Origin of the sequence: Streptomyces sp. CA-278952 (assembly GCF_028747205.1) — a bacterium.
GTDB lineage: Bacteria > Actinomycetota > Actinomycetes > Streptomycetales > Streptomycetaceae > Streptomyces.
On record NZ_CP112880.1, the window covers coordinates 5,127,671 to 5,148,666 of the forward strand.

19 protein-coding genes and 1 riboswitch are annotated in these 20,996 nt (G+C 71.2%); of the genes, 13 read left to right on the forward strand and 6 right to left on the reverse strand.

Going from position 1 to position 20,996, the window contains the following annotated elements:
- Positions 1 to 31: 31 nt before the first annotated feature.
- Positions 32 to 505 carry an Lrp/AsnC family transcriptional regulator gene (locus N7925_RS22970; RefSeq protein ID WP_003968841.1) on the reverse strand — a complete coding sequence of 158 codons (474 nt, stop codon included), beginning with the start codon at positions 503 to 505 and terminating at the stop codon, positions 32 to 34.
- 122 nt (positions 506 to 627) lie between these two features.
- Here N7925_RS22970 and hppD point away from each other — a divergent pair, with 122 nt between their 5' ends.
- Entirely contained in the window at positions 628 to 1,773 is a 1,146-nt protein-coding gene (gene hppD / locus N7925_RS22975; protein WP_274345009.1) for a 4-hydroxyphenylpyruvate dioxygenase, read from the forward strand.
- A gap of 87 nt (positions 1,774 to 1,860) precedes the next feature.
- Here the strand turns inward: hppD and N7925_RS22980 are convergent, their stop codons facing one another.
- Entirely contained in the window at positions 1,861 to 3,585 is a 1,725-nt protein-coding gene (locus N7925_RS22980; RefSeq protein WP_274345010.1) for a tetratricopeptide repeat protein, read from the reverse strand.
- A gap of 97 nt (positions 3,586 to 3,682) precedes the next feature.
- Between N7925_RS22980 and N7925_RS22985 the strand changes: the two genes are divergently transcribed.
- A complete protein-coding gene (locus N7925_RS22985; protein WP_265601343.1) occupies positions 3,683 to 5,050 on the forward strand; it encodes an FAD-binding oxidoreductase in 1,368 nt (455 codons plus the stop codon).
- Between the two features lie 49 nt (positions 5,051 to 5,099).
- Here the strand turns inward: N7925_RS22985 and N7925_RS22990 are convergent, their stop codons facing one another.
- Positions 5,100 to 5,582, reverse strand: coding sequence for an SsgA family sporulation/cell division regulator (locus tag N7925_RS22990; protein WP_265601344.1), 483 nt, complete (start codon positions 5,580 to 5,582; stop codon positions 5,100 to 5,102).
- A 247-nt stretch (positions 5,583 to 5,829) separates the two neighbouring features.
- On the opposite strand from N7925_RS22990, the gene N7925_RS22995 reads away from it, so the two are divergent.
- On the forward strand, positions 5,830 to 7,509 hold the full coding sequence (locus N7925_RS22995) for an RDD family protein (RefSeq protein ID WP_274345011.1): 1,680 nt from the start codon (positions 5,830 to 5,832) through the stop codon (positions 7,507 to 7,509).
- A 215-nt stretch (positions 7,510 to 7,724) separates the two neighbouring features.
- Positions 7,725 to 8,393, forward strand: coding sequence for an RDD family protein (locus tag N7925_RS23000; RefSeq protein WP_265601345.1), 669 nt, complete (start codon positions 7,725 to 7,727; stop codon positions 8,391 to 8,393).
- A 30-nt stretch (positions 8,394 to 8,423) separates the two neighbouring features.
- On the opposite strand, the gene N7925_RS23005 is transcribed toward N7925_RS23000, so the two are convergent.
- Positions 8,424 to 8,738, reverse strand: coding sequence for a hypothetical protein (locus N7925_RS23005; protein WP_265601346.1), 315 nt, complete (start codon positions 8,736 to 8,738; stop codon positions 8,424 to 8,426).
- A gap of 427 nt (positions 8,739 to 9,165) precedes the next feature.
- On the opposite strand from N7925_RS23005, the gene N7925_RS23010 reads away from it, so the two are divergent.
- The gene (locus tag N7925_RS23010; protein WP_274345012.1) at positions 9,166 to 11,568 is read left to right on the forward strand and encodes an immune inhibitor A domain-containing protein; all 2,403 of its coding nucleotides are present in this window, start codon (positions 9,166 to 9,168) and stop codon (positions 11,566 to 11,568) included.
- 124 nt (positions 11,569 to 11,692) lie between these two features.
- Positions 11,693 to 12,124, forward strand: coding sequence for a hypothetical protein (locus N7925_RS23015; protein ID WP_265601348.1), 432 nt, complete (start codon positions 11,693 to 11,695; stop codon positions 12,122 to 12,124).
- A gap of 31 nt (positions 12,125 to 12,155) precedes the next feature.
- On the opposite strand, the gene N7925_RS23020 is transcribed toward N7925_RS23015, so the two are convergent.
- Together N7925_RS23020 and N7925_RS23025 are read right to left on the reverse strand one after the other, a co-directional pair.
- Positions 12,156 to 12,746 (reverse strand): isochorismatase family protein, encoded by a 591-nt coding sequence (locus tag N7925_RS23020; RefSeq protein WP_265601349.1) that lies wholly within the window; start codon positions 12,744 to 12,746, stop codon positions 12,156 to 12,158.
- Between the two features lie 241 nt (positions 12,747 to 12,987).
- Positions 12,988 to 14,316 carry a nicotinate phosphoribosyltransferase gene (locus N7925_RS23025; protein ID WP_274345013.1) on the reverse strand — a complete coding sequence of 443 codons (1,329 nt, stop codon included), beginning with the start codon at positions 14,314 to 14,316 and terminating at the stop codon, positions 12,988 to 12,990.
- 79 nt (positions 14,317 to 14,395) lie between these two features.
- Here N7925_RS23025 and clpS point away from each other — a divergent pair, with 79 nt between their 5' ends.
- The 7 genes from clpS (at position 14,396) to N7925_RS23060 (ending at position 20,957) form a co-directional block, all read left to right on the forward strand.
- Positions 14,396 to 14,713: an ATP-dependent Clp protease adapter ClpS gene (gene clpS / locus N7925_RS23030; RefSeq protein ID WP_026290599.1), complete on the forward strand. Its 318-nt coding sequence runs from the start codon at positions 14,396 to 14,398 to the stop codon at positions 14,711 to 14,713.
- Positions 14,714 to 14,783: 70 nt separating this feature from the next.
- Positions 14,784 to 15,395, forward strand: coding sequence for a DUF2017 domain-containing protein (locus tag N7925_RS23035; protein ID WP_265601351.1), 612 nt, complete (start codon positions 14,784 to 14,786; stop codon positions 15,393 to 15,395).
- A 379-nt stretch (positions 15,396 to 15,774) separates the two neighbouring features.
- Positions 15,775 to 17,220, forward strand: coding sequence for an amino acid permease (locus tag N7925_RS23040; protein WP_265601352.1), 1,446 nt, complete (start codon positions 15,775 to 15,777; stop codon positions 17,218 to 17,220).
- 131 nt (positions 17,221 to 17,351) lie between these two features.
- Positions 17,352 to 17,774, forward strand: coding sequence for a M67 family metallopeptidase (locus tag N7925_RS23045; protein WP_265601353.1), 423 nt, complete (start codon positions 17,352 to 17,354; stop codon positions 17,772 to 17,774).
- A 72-nt stretch (positions 17,775 to 17,846) separates the two neighbouring features.
- A riboswitch (cobalamin riboswitch) is annotated at positions 17,847 to 18,012 on the forward strand.
- A gap of 53 nt (positions 18,013 to 18,065) precedes the next feature.
- A complete protein-coding gene (locus N7925_RS23050; RefSeq protein ID WP_274345014.1) occupies positions 18,066 to 19,064 on the forward strand; it encodes an ABC transporter substrate-binding protein in 999 nt (332 codons plus the stop codon).
- On the forward strand, positions 19,061 to 20,101 hold the full coding sequence (locus tag N7925_RS23055; protein WP_265601355.1) for a FecCD family ABC transporter permease: 1,041 nt from the start codon (positions 19,061 to 19,063) through the stop codon (positions 20,099 to 20,101). Before N7925_RS23050 ends, N7925_RS23055 begins: the two co-directional genes overlap by 4 nt.
- A 58-nt stretch (positions 20,102 to 20,159) precedes the next feature.
- Positions 20,160 to 20,957 (forward strand): ABC transporter ATP-binding protein, encoded by a 798-nt coding sequence (locus tag N7925_RS23060; RefSeq protein ID WP_274345015.1) that lies wholly within the window; start codon positions 20,160 to 20,162, stop codon positions 20,955 to 20,957.
- The last annotated feature ends 39 nt before the right edge of the window (positions 20,958 to 20,996 follow it).

Consider the following 20,996-nt stretch of genomic DNA (forward strand, 5'->3'; position numbering starts at 1 on the left):
TTCGGATCGGGTGGCCTCCCGAGCCCTTGGCTCAGTCGGTGTCCTCGGCCGCCTGTTCCACCAGCGGGATGATCCGCAGCGGAACCGGATTCTCCATGACGATCGCCGTGGAGGCCCGGACAATGCCATCAAATCCGACAACCCGGTCGATCACCCGCTGGAGATCGGCGTTGGAACGGGCGACCAGGCGGCAGAACATGTCGCCGTGCCCGGTCGTGGTGTGCAGCTCCAGCACTTCCGGCACCCCGCCCAAATGGGCGCGTACGTCGGCCCCTTGGCCCTGCTTGATCTCCAGCGTGGCGAACGCGGTGACCGGGTAGCCGAGCGCCGCCGGATCCACGTCGGGACCGAATCCCCGGATGACGCCGTTCGACTGAAGGCGGTCCAGCCGCGCCTGCACGGTCCCGCGCGCCACCCCGAGCCGCCGGGATGCTTCGAGGACACCGATCCGCGGTTCGCGCGCCAGGAGCACGATGAGCCGCCCGTCCAGATGATCGATCGCCATGAGCCTGCCTCTGATGGTCACCCTGTACAGATAGTCCGGCCATCATGGCGATTGACTGGGCACATTGACCAGCCGATACGCGAACTATTGCGCACCTTGCGATGTGGGGAGAGCCTTCGAACATGACTGAGACTCTGCACACCAGCCCCGAAACCGTCCGGCAGGCCGACCCCTTCCCGGTCAAGGGAATGGACGCGGTCGTCTTCGCCGTGGGCAACGCCAAGCAGGCCGCGCACTACTACTCGACCGCCTTCGGCATGAAGCTGGTCGCCTACTCCGGACCGGAGAACGGCACCCGTGAGACCGCGAGTTACGTCCTGACCAACGGCGCCGCCCGCTTCGTGTTCACCTCCGTGATCAAACCGTCCACCGAGTGGGGCACCTTCCTCGCCGACCACGTCGCCGAGCACGGCGACGGTGTCATCGACCTCGCGATCGAGGTCCCGGACGCCCGCGCCGCGTACGCGTACGCTGTCGAGCACGGCGCCCGCGGCCTCACCGAGCCGCACGAGGTCAAGGACGAGCACGGCACCGTCGTCCTCGCCGCCATCGCCACGTACGGCCAGACCCGCCACACCCTGGTGGAGCGCTCCGGCTACGAGGGCCCCTACCTCCCCGGCTTCGCGGCGGCCTCGCCGATGGTCGAGCCGCCCGCCAAGCGCACCTTCCAGGCGATCGACCACTGCGTCGGCAACGTCGAGCTCGGCCGGATGAACGAGTGGGTCGGCTTCTACAACCAGGTCATGGGCTTCACCAACATGAAGGAGTTCGTGGGCGACGACATCGCCACCGAGTACTCCGCCCTGATGTCGAAGGTCGTCGCCGACGGCACGCTCAAGGTCAAGTTCCCGATCAACGAGCCGGCCATCGCGAAGAAGAAGTCGCAGATCGACGAGTACCTGGAGTTCTACGGCGGCGCGGGCGTCCAGCACATCGCGCTCGCCACGAACGACATCGTCGCCTCCGTCCGCGCGATGCGCGCCGCCGGGGTCCAGTTCCTGGACACCCCCGACTCGTACTACGACACCCTCGGCGAGTGGGCCGGCGAGACCCGGGTGCCGGTCGAGACCCTGCGCGAGCTGAAGATCCTCGTCGACCGCGACGAGGACGGCTACCTGCTGCAGATCTTCACCAAGCCGGTCCAGGACCGGCCGACCGTCTTCTTCGAGATGATCGAACGCCACGGCTCCATGGGCTTCGGCAAGGGCAACTTCAAGGCCCTGTTCGAGGCGATCGAGCGCGAGCAGGAGAAGCGCGGCAACCTCTGAGCCGTGCCCTGCGCACATGGCGCCGCCGCGGTCCGGGGCAGTACCCCGGACCGCGGCGGCCACGTCGTTCACGGCGTCCTGTTGAGGTCAGGGGCTCTTCGACGCCTCGGCCGCCGTTTCCGGCTTCCCGGCCGCCGCGCTGCTCGCCGCGGCGTTCGACGGTGACGGGGACGGGGACGGGGACGGGGCTGCTTTCGAGGGGGCCGGAGCCTCAGGCCTCGTCTCCGGCGCCGTCTCCCGTCCTGTCTCCCGCTTCGGCTCCGGTTTCGGCTCCGGGGCGGGCGGCGGCGGGGGCGGCCGCATGTCACCCGGCCCGCCCGGCGGCGGCTCGCCCAGCGCGTCCAGCGCCTGACGGGCCAGCGGCGCGGCGAGCGGCGAGAAGGCCGGGTCGGTGCGCACGGCCTGCTCCAGATTCCGGCGCGCCGGACCGTAGTCCTCCAGCTCCCGCTGGATCACGCCCAGGTGGTACGCGTACGAGGCGTTCCGCACGCCCGTGTCCGCGGCCCGCCGCGCGTACTCCAGGCCCTCCTCCGACTCGCCCGCCCGGTGCAGCGCCCAGCCCAGCGCGTCCGCCACCGCCGCACTGCGGTGCTGCTTCGCCCACTGGCCGCGCAGCAGCTCCACCGCCGCGTCCGGGTCCCCGTGGTCGGCCTCGAAACGGGCCAGCACCAGGGACTCGTCGACCCCTGCCTTCTTCGCCCCCGCCACCATCTTCCGCAGCCGGGCGTACTGGGTGCGGGCGTCCCCGTCCAGCCCCAGCGACTCGTACAGCTCGCCCAGCTCCAGGGCGTACTCCGGGCGCGGGAACTTCTCCAGCGCGCTCTGGTACGCGGCCAGCGCCTCGTCGGTGCGCTCCAGCGCCACCAGGGCCCGGGCCCGGCCCGCCAGCGAGGCGTGGTGACCGTCGTCCGTGCGCAGCGCCGCGTCGAACTGCGCCACCGCCTCCTCCGGTTCGCCCCGCTCCCGGGCCAGCTCGCCCAGCCGGTGCAGCGCCTCGGCCTTCTCGGCGGGCTGCGTCGCCCGGTCCGCCGCCTCCCTGGCGGTGGCCAGCGCGTCCTCGCGCCAGCCCTGGCCCCGGTACAGCTCGGCGGTGCGGGCCAGCGCCGGAACGCCCTTGCGCAGCTCGCCGAACTTCTCCGTCGCCGCGGTCGCCGCCTTCTGGTCGCCGAGCCCGGTGTACGCGTCGATGAGGACCGGGTACACGCTCCAGGCCTTCGGCTGCTGCCTCTTCACGGTCTCGCCCCACCGCTTCGCCGCGAGGAAGTCGTGCCGGGCGTTGGCCAGGGCCGCCAGGCCCACCCACGCCTCCTCGTTCCCGCGCTCGCCCGCCCGTGCCTCCAGCGAACGCTTCAGGGTCTTCTCGGCGCGTGCGTAGTACGTCGTGTCCGCCGAACGCCGCGCCCACTCCACGTACGCCGTGCCGAGCGTCGCCAGGGACGGGGCGTCCTGGGGGTGGGACTCCACCCACTTCTGCCGGTCCCCGATCAGCGCGGTGAGGTCCGACAGCGAGGCGGGGGAGCCCGCCGTCACCGCCGCCTCGGCCCGCTCGACCGGCCCCGGCTCCTTCGGCCCGTCGCCCTCCCCGTCCTCCACCGCCACCAGCGCCCCGGCCAGCAGCACCCCGGCGGCGACCGCGCCGAACGCGGCCCGGCGCAACGTCGTCCGGAGGGTGGGCGGCGGCGGGGGTACGGCGGTGGCGCCTTCGGCGGGCAGCACGTAAGGGTCCTGCGGGGCCTTCGGGGCCTGCGGGGCCTGCCGGGACGGCTCGGGCGGCTGGCGGGACTCCGGATCCTGCTGCGGCATGACATCCATGGCCATCACTGTGCGTCAGTCATACGAGCACACCGCTCCTTCGGATCGCCGCCGCCCACGGGTTCACACCATTGGCCCCGGGTGTCACGCTTGGATCATGAGCGATCTCCTCGAACGGCTGCGCGCGGGACTGCCCCCCGAGGCGCTGATCACCGATCCGGACGTCACCGCGTCCTACGCCCACGACATGGCGAGCTTCTGCGAGGCCGGCACCCCGGCCGTCGTGGTGCTCCCGCGCACGGTCGAGCAGGTCCAGCACGTCATGCGCACCGCCACCGCGCTGCGCGTCCCGGTCGTCCCGCAGGGCGCCCGTACCGGCCTGTCCGGCGCGGCCAACGCCTCGGACGGCTGCATCGTGCTGTCCCTGGTGAAGATGGACCGGATCCTGGAGATCAGCCCGGTCGACCGGATCGCCGTCGTCGAACCGGGCGTCGTCAACGCGGTGCTGTCACGCGCGGTGAACGAACACGGTCTGTACTACCCGCCGGACCCCTCCAGCTGGGAGACGTGCACCATCGGCGGCAACATCGGCACCGCGTCCGGCGGCCTGTGCTGCGTGAAGTACGGGGTCACCGCCGAGTACGTCCTGGGCCTGGACGTCGTCCTCGCCGACGGACGGCTCCTGACCACCGGCCGCCGCACCGCCAAGGGCGTCGCCGGTTACGACCTGACCCGGCTCTTCGTCGGCTCCGAGGGCAGCCTCGGAGTCGTCGTCAAGGCCGTCCTCGCGCTGCGACCGCAGCCGCCCCAGCAGCTCGTCCTCGCCGCCGAGTTCCCCTCGGCAGCCGCCGCCTGTGACGCTGTGTGCCGGATCATGGAGCGTGGTCACACCCCGTCACTCCTCGAACTGATGGACCGTACGACCGTGCGTGCCGTCAACGCGATGGCCTCCATGGGCCTGCCCGAGACCACCGAGGCCCTGCTGCTCTGCGCCTTCGACACCCCCGACCCATCGGCCGACCTCGCCGCCGTCGGAGCCCTGTGCACCGCCGCCGGGGCCACCGAGGTGGTCCCCGCCGACAATCCCGCCGAGTCCGAACTCCTCCTCCAGGCCCGCCGGATGTCGCTCACCGCCCTGGAGACCGTCAAGCCCGCCACGATGATCGACGACGTCTGCGTACCGCGCTCGCAGCTCGGCGCGATGCTCGCGGGCACGGCGGCCATCGCCGAGGAGTACGGCCTCACCATCGGCGTCTGCGCCCACGCGGGCGACGGCAACACCCACCCCGTCGTCTGCTTCGACCACCACGACCCCGACGAGTCCCGCCGGGCCCGCGAGTCCTTCGACGCGATCATGGCGCTCGGCCTCGAACTGGGCGGGACCATCACCGGCGAACACGGCGTGGGCGTCCTCAAGAAGGAGTGGCTCGCCCGCGAACTGGGTGAGACCGGCATCGCACTGCAACGCTCCATCAAGGCGGCCTTCGACCCGCTGGGCCTCCTCAACCCCGGCAAGCTCTTCTGACAGCGGCCCCGGCGAGCTCTCCTGACAGCGCCCTCCTGTCCGGCCGCCCTCACGCCTCGCCGTCCTGGGACGGCGCGTCGTCCGCCGCCCACGGGTCGCTCAGCCACAGGTCGTCGGCCGGCAGCGGGGCCAGCAGCTCCGCCAGCGCCTCGTCGATGCCGAGCCGGTCGCTCTCCGAACCCGGCGGCACCACCCGCAGGGTCCGCTCCACCCAGGCGGCCACGGCCGCCGAGTTCACTTCGAGCAGGGCGTCGCCGTCGGGGGAGGTGAGGGCCACACAGATGACGCCGCGACCCGCGACCTTCGTCGGCCAGATCCGTACGTCCCCGTGCCCGCACGGCCGGAACACGCCCTCCACCAGCAACTCCCGGGCGAACGTCCAGTGCACGGGCGACTCGGAGCCGATGTGGAAGGCGATGTGCACGGCGTACGGGTCGTCGGTGCGATACGTCAGCCGGGCGGGTACCGGAATGGACCGCTCGGGGGACAGGACCAGCTTCAGTTCCAGCTCACGTTCCACGATGCTCATCATGGGAATGCACAACCTTCCGGTGCTCGTGGGCCGGCCCCGTGACCGCCCCGCACAAGGAGAGAGCGCCCTCCCCGCCACCTATTACGCGACTTCTCCAAAAAACTTCACGCAGTCCCGAAAGTGGTCCCAAACAGGTGGACCGGCCCGGGGGTGGCCGGCGGTCTGATAGATGTGGACCCTTGTATTGAGGCCGTCCGCCCGCCCGGCGGGGACGGCCTGAGGCCTCGAAGAGATACGGGACCCGCTGATGAGCGCGCCAACTCCGGCACCCGGTGACGAAAGCCCCCGCGAGGGCTACTACCCCGACCCCTCCATCCCCGGCTACGTCCGGTACTGGAACGGCGCGTCCTGGGTTCCCGGCACGAGCCGCCCCGCGCCCCGTCAGGCGGGTCCGTCCGCCGCTCCCGCCGCCGGTGAGCAGGCCGCGCCGGTGGAGGAGACCGGGCCGATCTTCTTCGACGAGGAGGACGACGGTCCCCAGGAGGGCGTCCAGAACGGACTCCGGGCCGGCCCGGTGGCCCCGGCCGGATCCGGTGAACCCATCGCGGACCACGGGGGCTCCGCGTCCGTCTGGCAGGCGGACACCGCACGCCAGAACGGGTTCGGCGGCGAACGGGACCGCCGGGTCGACTGGGGCGGGCCGGCCCAGGAGCCCGCCGGCCATCCCTCGGCGTCGGCCGACCCGAGGGCGCCGCTGGCCCAGGACCCGGTCGGCGGCGCGCTGCCGGGGACGCGGGAGGGCGGCCGGTCCGCCGAGGAGGCCGGGGCGCGTCCGCCGACCGACGGGACGGTCACGATCCGCCCGGTGGGACCGCGCGCCGCGGGGCCCAGCGCCGCACAGTCCAACGCCGTTCAGCCGGCCGCCCCGGCACCGTCGAACGCCGGTACGCAGCAGGGGCCGCAGAACGTGGGCGCGGCACGGAACAGCCTCGCACCGGCTCCGGCGCCCCGGGCACTGCCGGCGCAGGCACAGCACGCGCAGCCACCACAGCAACCACAGCACTCACAGCACTCACAGCGGCCACTGGGACAGAACGCGCAGCCACAGCAGGCAGCGGTACAGCAGGCATCGGTACAGCAGGCACCGCTGCCGACTCCAGCGCCGGCCGCCCCGGCCCCGGCTCCCGCTCCCGCTCCCGTACCGCAGGAAGTGCGGCAGGGGCCGGTCCAGGCCCCCGCTCCCGTGCCCACGCCGTCCCCCGCCCCCGTGCAGCCGGCGGCCCCGCAGACGCCGCTGAGGCCGGGCCTCGGCGGCGGTTCGGCCTCCTGGGCGCAGCAGGTCCACCAACTGGCCCAGCCCGAACCGCAACAGCGGCAACCGAACCAGCAGCAGCAACCGCACCAGCTCCAGCACGAGCACCAGGGGCCGGGCGCGGACCAGCCCGTCGTGCCCTGGAAGCCGCCGGTCGACGACCCCTTCCAGCAACTCGCCCGCAACCAGGCCTCCGCCCGGCCAGCGGGGCTCGGCAAGCGGCTCGCCGCCCGGCTGGTCGACAGCCTCGTGCTCGGCGCGGCCGTCGGGGCCGCGGCCGTCCCGCTGGCGACCCGGGCGCTCGACCACATCGACCGGAAGATCACCGCGGCGAAGGAGACGGGGGAGACGGTCACCGTCTGGCTGCTGGACTCCACCACCGGGGCGCTGCTGGGGACGCTGCTCGCCGCCTTCCTCCTCATCGGCTTCCTCCTGGAGGCGCTGCCGACGGCCAAGTGGGGCCGGACGCTGGGCAAGAAGCTCTGCGGGCTCGACGTACGGGACATCGAGTCCCACGACGCGCCCACCCTGGGCGCGGCCCTGCGCCGCTGGCTCGTCTACGGCGTGCTGGGGCTGCTCGTCATCGGCGTGGCCAACGTCCTCTGGTGCCTGATCGACCGGCCCTGGCGCCAGTGCTGGCACGACAAGGCGGCCCGCACCTTCGTGGCGGGCTGAGCGGGCTGAGCGGGCTGAGTGGGCTGAGCGGACTGAGACGGCTGACCGGGCTGAGTCGGCCGAGCGGGCTGAGTCGGCCGAGTGGGCTGAGCGGGCCCGGGGAACACGTGCCCGAGCGCCCGGCGACATGCCCGTTTAGACTCGGATGCCGCTCCGTGTCCCCCGAACGCACCTGAGCCGTTGCGGGGCCCGGTGGAGCGGGATGCACTGCCCCCATGAGCAACGACCAGCCGACGCCCGGCCAGCCGCCCGAGGACGACGATCCGTTCCTCAAGAAGCCGCAGGAGCCCTCGCCGCCGTCCGAGGGTCAGCCGTACGGCAGTGCGCCGCCACCGCCGCCGCCTCCGCCCCCGCCGAACGATCCGTACGGCAGCGGCGGCGGCTTCGGAGCGCCCGATCCGCTGGCCGGCATGCCGCCGCTGGCCGAGCCGGGGAAGCGGATCCTGGCGCGGCTCATCGACTTCCTCGTCATCTCGATCCCGCTGTACCTGATCTCGCTGCCCTGGGGCGGCGCGGTCGATGTCAACGGGGACGGCGACGACGGGTTCGGCGACGCCGTCGCCAACGGGTACGGCGGGAGCCAGCTGCTGTGGTCGATCATCGGCCTGGTGGTCTACGTCGCCTACGACACGTACTTCACCCACAAGGACGGCCGCACGCTGGGCAAGCGGCTGCTCAAGCTGCGCGTCGCGATGCTCAACGACGGGCGGGTGCCCGACACCGGGGCCGCGCTGATGCGGGCCGTCGTGCTGTGGGCGCCGGCGCTGCTGTGCTGCCCGTGCCTGTGGTGGCTGATCAACATCGTGCTGATGTTCACCGACAAGCCCTACCGGCAGGGGTTGCAGGACAAGGCGGCCAAGACGGTCGTGGTGGTCGCCCGCTAGCGGACGGCCACCCTCCGGTCCGTCACCCGCTCAGCGGCGCAGTGAGTGGTCGTTCGCCGGTGCCGACGAGCGGCCCGCCGCGACCCGCTCCCGGGCCCCGCCGTCCATCAGGGCGTGGTGGGTTCGGGCGGCGTCGGCGGTCGCCGTCCGTCCCGCCCCCTCCGCGGCGCGGTGACGGGGGAGTGGCAGGCGCACGGCGACCAGGAGGCCGAGGGCCAGCGCGGTCGTCCCGACGGCGGCGACGCCGATGCCGGACTCCGTGCGGAACAGCAGCAGCAGGGCGAGCGTCGTGACGACGACGGTGGCCGAACCGTAGGCGAACTGTGCGGCAGTCGGACGCGGCATGGCGGTTTCCGTCCTTGGGACGTCGGATGGGCGGGTGGCGGTCGGCACGGTCGTGCGCGCCGAACGACCCTACGACGGTGAATGCCCGAGCCGGACCGGTAGTAAGCGTGACCTAACACACGGTACCGGTGCACAGGGGGCGCACGGAGTCACGCCTCTTACCAACCGGACAGGGGGACGCGCCTGTTGGGGTGTGGCGAACGGCCTGGTCCGGGCCACCGACGTTCTTTTACCGTTCCCATGCCCTCCCCATACCGTCCGCATACCGGAAGGGCACTCCGCATAGTGCACTTGGTCTGTTCAAGTCAAGGTCTGTCTTTTCTCTCACAACTCCGATCGAATGTCGTCACTTGTGACGCGTTTACGCGCGCGGCCCGCTTTCTACCCCCCTGGTCGCTGCGCGGACGCCCGGGGAGGACTGCATCAAGTGACCAATCAGAGACAGGCGCTTCGCGCCGCCGCCGTTGTCGTGGCCATGGCCGCGACCGCCGCGACGGCGTCGACCTTCGCCACCGCCCAGGCGCATGACGGCTCATCAGCTTCCGGTGTCTCCACCGTCGACCGCCGTGACCCGGCGCCGGCCAAGGGGCACGTGGAGCACAACCTGGAGGGCCCCTTCAGCGAGCAGCAGGCCGCTCAGCGCGAAGCCGCGCTGGAGCAGGTGCTGTCCGGGGACAAGAAGGTGGCGAACCGGAACGGCTCCAAGGTCGTCAAGCTCGGCGACAAGAAGTACGTGGAGCTCGGCCGGGAGAAGACCGACAAGATCTTCACCATCCTGCTGGAGTTCGGCGACCAGGTCGACGACGCCACGATGTTCGACCCGGACGGCGACGGCCCCAAGCCGCCCGTCAAGAAGTTCGGGGGCGCCCCGGGCCCGGCGCACAACAAGATCGCCGAGCCGGACCCGAAGAAGGACAACAGCACCGCCTGGAAGGCCGACTACAACCGGGCGCACTTCCAGGAGCTGTACTTCGGCGAGGGCAAGGGCGTCCACTCGCTCAAGACCTACTACGAGAAGACCTCCTCGGGTCGCTACTCGGTCGAGGGAGAGGTCTCCGACTGGGTCAAGGTCCCCTACAACGAGGCCCGTTACGGATCCAACTACTGCGGCCAGACCAACTGTGCCAACGTGTGGGACGCGGTGCGCGACGGCGTGAACGCCTGGGTCGCCGACCAGCAGGCCAAGGGCCGCACCGACGCGGAGATCAAGGCGAACCTCGCCGAGTACGACGAGTGGGACCGCTACGACTTCGACGGTGACGGCAACTTCAACGAGCCCGACGGCTACATCGACCACTTCCAGCTGGTGCACGCCGGTGAGGACGAGTCGGCCGGCGGCGGCGCCGAGGGCACCAACGCCATCTGGGCGCACCGCTGGTACGCGTACGGCACCAACGCCGGTGCGACCGGCCCCGCGGACAACAAGGCCGGTGGTGCCCAGATCGGCGACACGGGCATCTGGGTCGGCGACTACACCGTCCAGCCCGAGAACGGCGGCCTGGGCGTCTTCGCCCACGAGTACGCCCACGACCTCGGCCTCCCGGACCTGTACGACACCTCCGGCGGTGGCGAGAACTCGGTCGGCTTCTGGTCCCTGATGTCGGCGGGCTCCTGGCTCGGCACCGGCACCGGCGAGATCGGCAACCTGCCGGGCGACATGACCTCGTGGGACAAGCTCCAGCTGGGCTGGCTCGACTACGACAAGGCCAAGGCCGGCAAGACCTCGCTGCACAAGCTGGGCGTCTCGGAGTACAACACCAAGAACCCGCAGGCGCTCGTTGTCGAGCTGCCGAAGAAGGCCGTCACCACCACCGTCGTCAAGCCCGCCGAGGGCGCGAAGCAGTGGTGGAGCGACATGGGCGACGACCTGTCGAACACCCTGACCCGCTCGGTCGACCTGACCGGCAAGTCCAAGGCCACGCTGGACCTTTCGGGCTGGTACGACATCGAGGCCGACTACGACTACCTCTACACCGAGGTGTCCGACAACGGTGGCGCCAACTGGACCGCGCTCGACGGCACCGCCGACGGCAAGGCCATTCCGCGCGACGCCAGTGACAAGCCGGCCCTGACCGACGTCTCGGGCGCGTACAAGAAGCTGTCCTTCTCCCTGGACGCCTACGCGGGCAAGAAGGTCGACCTCCGCTTCCGCTACCAGACGGACGGCGGCGCGGGCGGCAAGGGCTTCGCGGCCGACGCCATCACCGTCACGGCCGACGGCGCCGCGCTCTTCTCGGACAACGCCGAGGGCGACGACAACGGCTGGACCGCGAAGGGCTTCTCGCGCATCGGCGAGTCCTTCACCCAGGACTACCCGCAGTACTACATCGCGGAGAACCGCCAGTACGTGTCGTACGACGAGACCCTCAAGGTCGGCCCGTACAACTTCGGCTTCTCCGGCACCCGTCCGGACTGGGTCGAGCACTACGCGTACCAGAACGGTCTGCTGGTCTGGCTCTGGGACACCTCCCAGAAGGACAACAACACCTCCGTCCACCCGGGCCAGGGTCTGATCCTGCCGATCGACGCGCACGCCAAGCCGCTGAAGTGGAAGGACGGCTCGCTCCTGCGCAACAAGATCCAGCCGTTCGACGCGCCGTTCAGCTGGTACCCGAACGAGGGCTTCACGCTCCACAACGCGGACGTCCCGCTGCACATCAAGCCCGCCCTGGGCAACCCGGTCTTCGACGACCGCAAGGGCACCTACTGGTACAAGGAGAACCCCACGGGCAGTGTCAAGGTTTCTGACACGAACACCCGCATCTCCATCGTCCACGAGCCCCGCAACGGCTCGACGATGAGCGTGCTGGTCAGCCCCTCGGGCCGCTGATCAAGTAAAGCCGCAGGTCACGCCATGATCGGCCGTCGCCCCCTAGCGGGCGGCGGCCGATCGTGTTTAGGTGCGTCTTGTTCACATCCTTATTGACACGACGTCTCACGGGGGAGCGCGGAGCATGGCAGGCGGAGGTTTCTGCAGGTTGCCGAACGGCACGGTGGTGGTCGCACTGACCCTGACCAGACCGGCCGACGGAACAGGCCCTTACGGGGGTACGGGAGCGGGGCCCGGGGGCCCGGTGCGGGTGCTGGTGCACGCGGCGAACCGGGCGCGCGCCCTGACCAGGCTGCGCAACCTGGGGCTGCGGGCGGTCTACCTGCGCGGCAACGACCGGCCGCCCACGCCGGACGAGGTCACGGCCGTGCTGCACCATCCGGACGGTCTGCTGTGGCGGGCCGCCCCGCAGGCGGACCCGGCGGGCCTGTCGGGCCTCGCACCCCCGTCGCCCTCGTCTTCCCAGTCATCCCAGTCGTGCCAGGAGCTGTGGCACCCGATCAGGGCCCTGCTGGGCCCCGCCGGGTACGCCGGACCGGCCCGCCCGGCCGCGTAGGCGGGCGAGGCCTGATCCGGGCGCGGTGGGGTTACGGCGTGACGACCGGCGTTCCGGAGAGCTTCACGCCCGCCGTGCGCATCTGGGTCAGGGCCCGTTCCGTGGTCGCCCCGGACACGCCCGCGGTCAGGTCGAGCAGCACCTGCGTGACGAAGCCCTCGCGGGCCGCGTCCAGCGCGGTGGCCCGCACGCAGTGATCGGTGGCGATGCCGACGACGTCGACCTCGGTGACGTCCCGGTCGCGCAGCCACTGGGCGAGTCCGATGCCGTTCTCGTCGGAGCCCTCGAACCCGCTGTACGCGGCCGCGTACGCCCCCTTGTCGAACACCGTGTCGATCGCGCCGGAGGCGACGGCGGGCGCGAAGTTCGGGTGGAAGCCGACCCCCTCCGTACCGGCGACGCAGTGCACCGGCCAGGAGTGCTCGAAGTCCGGGCTGGGCGAGAAGTGGTCGCCCGGGTCGATGTGGTGGTCGCGGGTGGCCACCACGTGGCGGTAGCCGGGCTGGGCGTCGCCGATCAGGTCGGTGATGGCGGCGGCGACGTCGGCACCGCCCGCCACCGCGAGGCTGCCGCCCTCGCAGAAGTCGTTCTGAACGTCCACGACGATCAATGCGCGGTGCATGGCGGGTGTCCTTCGGTGGGGGCGGGAGCGGATGGGCGGCGGGGCGGTAGCTCGTGGGGCCGGAGCGGGGTGGCGCCGAGCGGAGGGGGATGCCGGGGTGTCCGGGTGTGTCCGCGGGTTCGAGCCTAGGCACTGGACCGTCACAATCAAGCCCGTCCGCCAAACCCCCGGTTCCGGATCCGGCCGGTCCGGACGGCCGGGGCGGCCCCCGCGGGCCGCCCCGAGCCGCCCCGAGCCGTTCTCAGGCGTACTCGGTCGGGATCACCGGCTCGCCCCGGGACAGCTGGATCGCCGACATCGGCAGCCCCCCGCGCGCGGCCACGTGCCGCTCCCGAATGGCCTCCAGGGGCTCCCGCGCAAGCACCTCGCCACCGCGCACCAGCTCCACCAGCAGCTGCCGGCCGGCCAGCTCCTCGGGGACCGGACCGGTGCCGATCACCTCGGCCTCGGCGACGCCGTTCGCGTCGGTCCGGCGGGCGGCCCACTTGCGACCGCCCTTCGACGACTTCGCCCCGAGCGACTTCTTCGCCACCGGCACCAGCGGAGCGTCCGGCTCCGCCGAGCCGGCGCGGGCCACCAGCTTGTAGACCATGGAGCAGGTGGGATGCCCGCTCCCGGTGACCAGCTGGGTGCCGACCCCGTACGCGTCCACCGGCGCGGCGGCCAGCGAGGCGATGGCGTACTCGTCCAGGTCCGAGGTCACCACGATCTTCGTCTCCGTCGCCCCCAGCTCGTCCAGCTGCTGCCGCACCCGGTGCGCGACCAGGAGCAGGTCCCCGGAGTCGATCCGTACGGCGCCCAGCTCGGGCCCCGCGATCTCGACGGCCGCCCGGACCGCCTCGTTCACGTCGTACGTGTCGACCAGCAGCGTCGTCCCCCGTCCCAGCGAGTCCACCTGCGCCCGGAACGCGTCGCGCTCGGTGTCGTGCAGCAGGGTGAAGGAGTGCGCGCTCGTGCCGACGGTCGGGATCGCCCAGCGGAAGCCGGCCGCCAGGTCGGAGGTGGCGTCGAAGCCGCCGACGTACGCGGCGCGGGCCGAGGCGACCGCGGAGAGCTCGTGGGTGCGGCGCGCGCCCATCTCGATCAGCCGGCGGCCCCCGGCGGCGGCCGACATCCGTGAGGCGGCGGCGGCGATGGCGGAGTCGTGGTTGAGGATGGAGAGGATCACCGTCTCCAGCAGCACGCACTCGGCGAAGGAGCCCTCCACCCGCAGGATCGGGGAGCCGGGGAAGTAGACCTCGCCCTCCGGGTAGCCCCAGATGTCGCCGTTGAAGCGGTAGCCGGCCAGCCATTCGAGGGTGGGCTCGTCGACGATCTTCCGCTGCCGCAGGAAGCCGATCATCTCGTCGTCGAAGTGGAAGTTCTCCACCGCGTCCAGCACCCGGCCGGTGCCCGCGACGACTCCGTAGCGCCGCCCCTCGGGCAGCCGGCGGGTGAACGCCTCGAAGACCGAGTGCCGGTCGGCGGTGCCGGCCTTGAGGGCCGCCTGCACCATGGTCAGCTCGTACTGGTCGGTGAAGAGCGCGGTCGACGGAACGCCGACCCGTCGCCCGAGGTCCGCTGAGTTCATGGCTGGGATGCTACCCCCTATTCGTCAAACTGACGAGATGTGGGGTCCGTTTATGCGTGGGACCCGCCCGGGTGGCAGCATGGGACAGGTGAGCGTTGCTACCCCGCTAGAGATCGAACGTCCCGATTCGGCCGAGGAGACCTTCGCGGTCCCCGAGCCGGACGTCCCGTGGGTGACGCTCGTCCACAATGACCCGGTCAACCTGATGAGCTACGTGACCTACGTCTTCCAGGCCTACTTCGGCTACCCGAAGGACAAGGCCCACCGGCTCATGATGGACGTGCACCAGAAGGGCCGCGCCGTCGTCTCCAGCGGGAGCCGCGAGGAGATGGAACGCGACGTCCAGGCCATGCACGGATACGGACTGTGGGCCACCCTCACCCAGGACCGCAACTAGAGCCGCCCGGGCCCGCCCGACCGCCCCGCCCTCCCCCCCCCGCCCCGTTCGACCCACCATCGGAGAATCCATGGCCGGCCATTTCGAGGCCACCCCAGGCGGCGGCGCGGCCGTCGCGCTCGACGAGGTCGAGATCTCCATCCTGCGCTCCCTCGCCGTCCAGCTGCTCGAACTGATCGGCCCCGGCGAGACGCCCGCCGACGGCGAGGACCCGCTCGCCGCTCTCTTCGCCGAGGGCCCCAGCAAGCCGCCGTCCGACCCGGCGCTCGCCCGGCTCTTCCCCGACGCCTACGGCGGCCCCGGCCGACCCGCCGAGGGCGGAAAGCCGGAGGAGGAGCTCCGCGAGCTGTCCTCCGAGTTCCGCCGCTTCACCGAGAACGACCTGCGCTCCGGCAAGCGCGAGGACGCCGTCACCGTCGTCCGCACCCTGGACGCGCTCTCGCCCTCCGGGGACGGCGGCGCCGTCCTCACCCTCACCGGCGACGAGTGCCGCAGCTGGCTGCGCTCCCTCAACGACCTGCGCCTGACCATCGGCACCCGGCTGGAGGTCTCCGACGAGGACGAGGGAGGCGAGGGCTCGCTCTACCGGCTCCCCGACGCCGATCCGCGCAAGCCGATGGTGATGGCCTACCTCTGGCTCGGCGCACTCCAGGAAACGCTCGTCGAATCGCTCATGCCGTAAGCCGTAAGCCGTAAGCCGTAAGCCGCAATGCGGTGATGCGGTGAACAGAGAGGGCGCCCCCCGCCACGCCGGGGCGGGCGCCCTCCGTTCGCTCAACGGACGCTCAGATCCGCATAAAGATCACACCAAATGATTCGGTGTTTTCGTGCCGGACAGAACCCCTTGCCCGCTTTTTCCTGTGTCGTGCGCCACAGAATGTCCCACCGTGTCCCCTGACGGCCGTGATAAATCTTCACGACCGCCCGGGGACGCCACCCCTGTTCCCGGGGGCGCCACGAACCGGCCGAACGCCGGCGGCACTCCATCCATATCCGGGGGGATCAGGACCTGGTCCGCTGCCTTGTGAGGCGCGGATCGGCGTGGAGAAAGGCGCACCACCATGACATCGGCGCAGGTCGACGAGGGACAGGCCGACAAGGGCCGGCCCGGCGGCGACGCCGGGGATTCCGGGACCAGTGGCGAGGGATACCAGCGCGGGCTGGGCGCTCGTCAGATTCAGATGATCGCCATCGGCGGAGCCATCGGCACCGGGCTCTTCCTCGGCGCGGGCAAAGCCATCGACCGGGCCGGACCGAGCCTCATCCTGGCCTACGCCATCGCGGGCCTGGTCATCTTCTTCATCATGCGGGCCCTGGGCGAACTCCTCATGTACCGCCCGGTCTCCGGCTCCTTCTCGGAGTACGCCCGGGAATTCCTCGGCCCGTTCTTCGGATTCGTCACCGGCTGGACCTACTGGCTCTTCTGGGTCGTCACCGGAATCACCGAAGTCACCGCCGCCGCCACCTATATGACGTACTGGTGGAACATTCCGCAGTGGCTGTCCGCCCTGGTCTTCACCGTCATTCTGTACGGCGCCAACCTGATCTCCGTGAAGCTCTTCGGTGAGCTGGAGTTCTGGTTCTCCATGGTCAAGGTCACCGCGATCATCGGCATGATCCTGATCTGCGCGGGCGTCCTCACCGTCGGATTCTCCGACGCCGGCGACACCGCCACCGTCGCCAACCTCTGGAACGACGGCGGCTTCTTCCCCAGCGGCATCACCGGCACGCTCATGACGCTCCAGATCGTCATGTTCGCCTTCCTCGCCGTGGAACTCGTCGGTGTCACCGCAGGGGAGTCCAAGGACCCCGAGACCGTGCTGCCCAAGGCCATCAACACCGTGCCCTGGCGCATCGCCGTCTTCTACGTCGGCGCGCTGATCATGATCCTCTCGGTCGTGCCGTGGTCCACCTTCAAGCCCGGCGTCTCCCCGTTCGTGAAGGCCTTCGAGGAGATGGGGTTCAGCGTCGGCGCAGCCATCGTCAACTTCGTCGTCCTCACCGCCGCGCTCTCCTCCTGCAACTCCGGCATGTACTCCACCGGCCGCATGCTCCGCGACCTCGCCCTCAACGGCCAGGGCCCCCGCGCCTTCACCAAGCTGACGAAGAACGGCCTGCCGCTGGTCGGCACCACGTTCTCCGCCGCCCTGATGCTCGTCGGTGTGGGGATCAACTACCAGTGGCCGGGCGAGGCGTTCAACTACGTCGTCTCCTTCGCCACCATCTCCGGCATGTGGGCCTGGATCATGATCCTGTGCAGCCAGATCCGCTACCGCCGCATGGCCGACGCCGGTCTGCTCCCGCAGTCCTCGTTCAAGGCCCCCGGAGCCCCGTACACGAGCTGGTTCGCGCTCCTGTTCATCGGGATGGTCATCGTGATGATGGCGATCGACAAGGACGCCAGGATCTCGCTCTACTGCGCACCGCTGTGGGCGCTCATCCTCTTCGTCTCCTACCGGGTGCTCCAGTCGCGCACCCCGGAGAGGACCACCGCCGGCACCCCCTGACCCCGGGGGCGGGCCCCACACCGCCCCCCTCCCGGACCGCTCCGGCCGCCCCAACGGCCGACGTGTCCAGCATGCGGCCCCTTCCGTACCACCCACCGGTACAGAAGGGGCCGCCTGCATATCCTGGCGCCATGCTGACCATCACCCAGACGCTCTACGACCAGATCGTCGCCCACTCCCGCGCCGACCACCCCGACGAGGCGTGCGGAGTGGTCGCGGGCCCGGCCGGGACGGACCGCCCCGAGCGCTTCATCCCGATGCTCAACGCCGCCCGCTCGCCCACGTTCTACGAGTTCGACTCGGCCGACCTCCTCAAGCTCTACCGCGAGATGGACGACCGCGACGAGGAGCCCGTGATCGTCTACCACTCGCACACGGCGACCGAGGCCTACCCCTCCCGCACCGACGTCACCTACGCCAACGAACCCGGCGCCCACTACGTCCTGGTCTCCACCGCCGACACCGACGACGCCGGACCCTTCCAGTTCCGCTCGTACCGCATCGTGGACGGCGAGATCACCGAGGAAGACGTGCGGATCGTCGAGGCGTACTGACCCACCAGGGACCCACCAGGACCCATCAAGCCCACCAGGGACCCACCAGGGTGCCCCCGCAGGGCCCCCGCACGGGTCTGGCACACTGCCCCCAGACCCATCAAGGCAGCAGGAAACCAGGAAGCCGGTGCGAATCCGGCACGGTCCCGCCACTGTGACCGGGCCCCCTCCCACGCGGACGACTCCCCAGCGGACGACGTCGCACCGGAGGGCGGCCCGGAAGTCAGGAACTGGCCCGCCGCCTTCTCGCATCGACCAGGGGACGCGGAAATCCCCCGGAGAGGCCTCGCCATGTCCCGGCGCACCCCCGCGCTCATAGCCGCCGCCGTGCTGCTCCCGCTCGCTCTCACCGCCTGCTCCACCACCCCGGACGGCGACGCCGCCACCGGGGACAAGGCCGCGGCCAAGAGCGACGGATTCCCGTACACCGTGAAGAACTGCGGTGTCACCACCACGTTCAAGGCCCCGCCGAAACGCGTCGTCACCATGAACCAGCACGTCACCGAGATCATGCTGGAACTGGGCCTGAAGAAGTCCCTCGTCGGCACCGCCTACCTCGACGACCAGGTCCTGCCGAAGTACAAAGAGGACTACGCGTCCGTCCCGGTCATCGCCAAGGAGTACCCCTCCTACGAGCAGGTCCTCGCCGCCAACCCCGACTTCGTCTACGGCGGCTACAGCAGCGCCTTCGCCGCCGGCGACGGCCGCAGCCGGCAGGCCCTGGAGAAGTCCGGCATCGAGAGCCGGCTCAACACCGAGAGCTGCACCAAGGGCGACCAGCCCATGGACACCCTCTACGAGGAGATCCGCCAGGTCGGCCGCACCTTCGGCGTCCCCGACCGCGCCGAGGCCTGGATCAAGCAGGCCGAGGCCGACAACGCCGCCACCGCCGAGAAGCTCGCCGGCCTGAAGCCCCTCTCCGTCTTCGTCTACGACAGCGGCGACAAGACCGCCTTCACCGCGGGCGGCGAAGGCATCGGCAACGAACTGATCGAGCGGGCCGGCGGCACCAACGTCTTCGCCGACCTCGACAAGCCCTTCGGCGACGCCTCCTGGGAGAACGTCGTCGCCCGCAAGCCCGAAGCCATCGTGATCTACGACTACGGGGCCACCACCGTCGAACAGAAGAAGAAGCGACTCCTCACCGACCCGGCCCTCGCCGACGTCCCCGCCGTCAAGAACCAGCGCTTCGCCGTCATGCCGCTCTCCGACGCCGTCCTCGGCGTCCGCGCCCCCGCCGCCATCGACAAACTCGCCGCCCAGCTCCACCCGGGGGCCACCACCCCGTGAGCTGCCGCACCCCCGCACCGCGGCGGCTCCTCCGCTACACCCTGGTGCTCGGCGCCCTCGCCGCGCTCCTCGCCGCCGCCGTGCTCGCCGCACTCGCCCTCGGCTCCGTCCGCATCCCGCCCGGCCAGGTCCTCTCCATCCTGACCGGGCGGGCGGACGCGAGCCCCTTCCGCACGATCGTCCTGGACGTCCGGCTGCCCCGGGTCCTGCTCGGCATCGTCGTCGGCGCCGGACTCGCCGTCATCGGCACCGTCCTCCAGGCCCTCGTACGCAACCAACTCGCCGACCCGTTCCTCCTCGGCGTCTCCTCCGGAGCCTCCACCGGCGCCGTCCTCGTCATCGTCCTCGGCATCGGAGCCACCCTCACCACCACCGTCACCATCCCCGCCGCGGCCTTCGCGGGCGCGCTGCTCTCGCTGCTCCTCGTCTACACCCTGGCGCGCGGAGGAGGCGGCCTCACCACCAACCGGCTCGTCCTCGCCGGAGTCGCCGTCTCGTACGTCCTCTCCGCCCTGACCAGCCTGATCCTGGTCACCTCCGCCCGCGCCGACCACCTCCAGGAAGTCCTCTACTGGACCCTCGGCGGCCTCGGCGCGGCCCGCTGGGACATGCTCGCGCTCCCCACGGTCACCCTGGCCGCCGGCACCGCCGTACTCCTCACCCTGGCCCGCCCGCTCGACCTCCTCCTGATGGGCGAGGAGGGCGCGACCGTCCTCGGCCTCGACACCGCCCGCTTCCGGGCCGCCGTCTTCGTCCTCGCCTCCCTCATGACCGGGGCGCTCGTCGCGTACAGCGGAGCGATCGGCTTCGTCGGGCTGATGGTCCCGCACATGGCCCGGATGGCCGTCGGCGCCGCGCACCGCGCCCTGCTCCCGGTCGTCGCCCTCGGCGGGGCGGTGTTCCTGGTCCTCGCCGACCTGGCCGCCCGGACGCTCGCCGCCCCGCAGGACATCCCGGTCGGCGTCCTCACCGCGCTGACCGGCGGCCCGTTCTTCCTCTGGATGCTCCGCCGCCGCCCCGAAGCAGCGCCCGCATGAAGGCGTCACCTTCCGAGGAAGCCCGCCCGACCACTCCGTACGCCCGAGGAGCCCGCCCGTGACCACCCTGCGCACCGAGGGCCTCTCGTACGGCGTCGGCGAGGGCCGCCACCTCGTCGACGCCGTCGACCTCACCGCCGCCGACGGCGAGACCGTCGGCCTCGTCGGCCCCAACGGCAGCGGCAAGACCACCCTCCTGCGCTGCGTCTACGGCACCCTGCGCCCCACCCACGGCCGGGTCCTCCTCGACGGCGACGACCTCGCCACCCTCCCCGTGAAGGTCCGCGCCCAGCGCATCGCCACCGTCCCGCAGGACGGCCACGCCGGCTTCGAGCTGACCGTCGGCCAGGTCGTCGCGATGGGCCGCGCCCCGCACAAACGGTTCTGGGAGGCGGACACCGCCGCCGACACCGCCCTGGTCACCGAGGCCCTCGCCCGGGTCGGCATCGCCGCCCTCGAACCCCGTACGTTCGCCTCCCTCTCCGGCGGCGAACGCCAGCGGGCCCTGGTCGCCCGCGCCCTGGTCCAGCAGCCGTCTCTCGTCGTCCTGGACGAGCCGACCAACCACCTGGACATCCGCTACCAGCTGGAGGTCCTCTCCCTGGTCCGCGACCTCGGCACCACCAACCTCCTCGCCCTGCACGACCTCAACCTCGCCGCGTACTACTGCGACCGCCTCTACGTCCTCAAGGACGGCGGCGTCGTCGCCTCCGGCACCCCGGAAGAGGTCCTCACGGCCGAACTGCTGGGCGACGTGTACGGCGTCGCCGCCGAGGTCAGCACCCACCCCAAGACCGGCGCACCCACGGTCGTCTACCTGCCGGAGGGGCTCACCAAGCCCTCCATTTCCACATAGTGGTCACTCGCCATCCACCATCTGATACGACACTCGGGT

What these genes read in the sequence shown, in the direction of transcription:
- N7925_RS22970 (WP_003968841.1), bottom strand. Translation starts at nt 505, where the DNA reads ATGGCGATCGATCATCTGGACGGGCGGCTCATCGTGCTCCTGGCGCGC.
- hppD (WP_274345009.1), top strand. Translation starts at nt 628, where the DNA reads ATGACTGAGACTCTGCACACCAGCCCCGAAACCGTCCGGCAGGCCGAC.
- N7925_RS22980 (WP_274345010.1), bottom strand. Translation starts at nt 3,585, where the DNA reads ATGGATGTCATGCCGCAGCAGGATCCGGAGTCCCGCCAGCCGCCCGAG.
- N7925_RS22985 (WP_265601343.1), top strand. Translation starts at nt 3,683, where the DNA reads ATGAGCGATCTCCTCGAACGGCTGCGCGCGGGACTGCCCCCCGAGGCG.
- N7925_RS22990 (WP_265601344.1), bottom strand. Translation starts at nt 5,582, where the DNA reads ATGATGAGCATCGTGGAACGTGAGCTGGAACTGAAGCTGGTCCTGTCC.
- N7925_RS22995 (WP_274345011.1), top strand. Translation starts at nt 5,830, where the DNA reads ATGAGCGCGCCAACTCCGGCACCCGGTGACGAAAGCCCCCGCGAGGGC.
- N7925_RS23000 (WP_265601345.1), top strand. Translation starts at nt 7,725, where the DNA reads ATGAGCAACGACCAGCCGACGCCCGGCCAGCCGCCCGAGGACGACGAT.
- N7925_RS23005 (WP_265601346.1), bottom strand. Translation starts at nt 8,738, where the DNA reads ATGCCGCGTCCGACTGCCGCACAGTTCGCCTACGGTTCGGCCACCGTC.
- N7925_RS23015 (WP_265601348.1), top strand. Translation starts at nt 11,693, where the DNA reads ATGGCAGGCGGAGGTTTCTGCAGGTTGCCGAACGGCACGGTGGTGGTC.
- N7925_RS23020 (WP_265601349.1), bottom strand. Translation starts at nt 12,746, where the DNA reads ATGCACCGCGCATTGATCGTCGTGGACGTTCAGAACGACTTCTGCGAG.
- N7925_RS23025 (WP_274345013.1), bottom strand. Translation starts at nt 14,316, where the DNA reads ATGAACTCAGCGGACCTCGGGCGACGGGTCGGCGTTCCGTCGACCGCG.
- clpS (WP_026290599.1), top strand. Translation starts at nt 14,396, where the DNA reads ATGGGACAGGTGAGCGTTGCTACCCCGCTAGAGATCGAACGTCCCGAT.
- N7925_RS23035 (WP_265601351.1), top strand. Translation starts at nt 14,784, where the DNA reads ATGGCCGGCCATTTCGAGGCCACCCCAGGCGGCGGCGCGGCCGTCGCG.
- N7925_RS23040 (WP_265601352.1), top strand. Translation starts at nt 15,775, where the DNA reads ATGACATCGGCGCAGGTCGACGAGGGACAGGCCGACAAGGGCCGGCCC.
- N7925_RS23045 (WP_265601353.1), top strand. Translation starts at nt 17,352, where the DNA reads ATGCTGACCATCACCCAGACGCTCTACGACCAGATCGTCGCCCACTCC.
- N7925_RS23050 (WP_274345014.1), top strand. Translation starts at nt 18,066, where the DNA reads ATGTCCCGGCGCACCCCCGCGCTCATAGCCGCCGCCGTGCTGCTCCCG.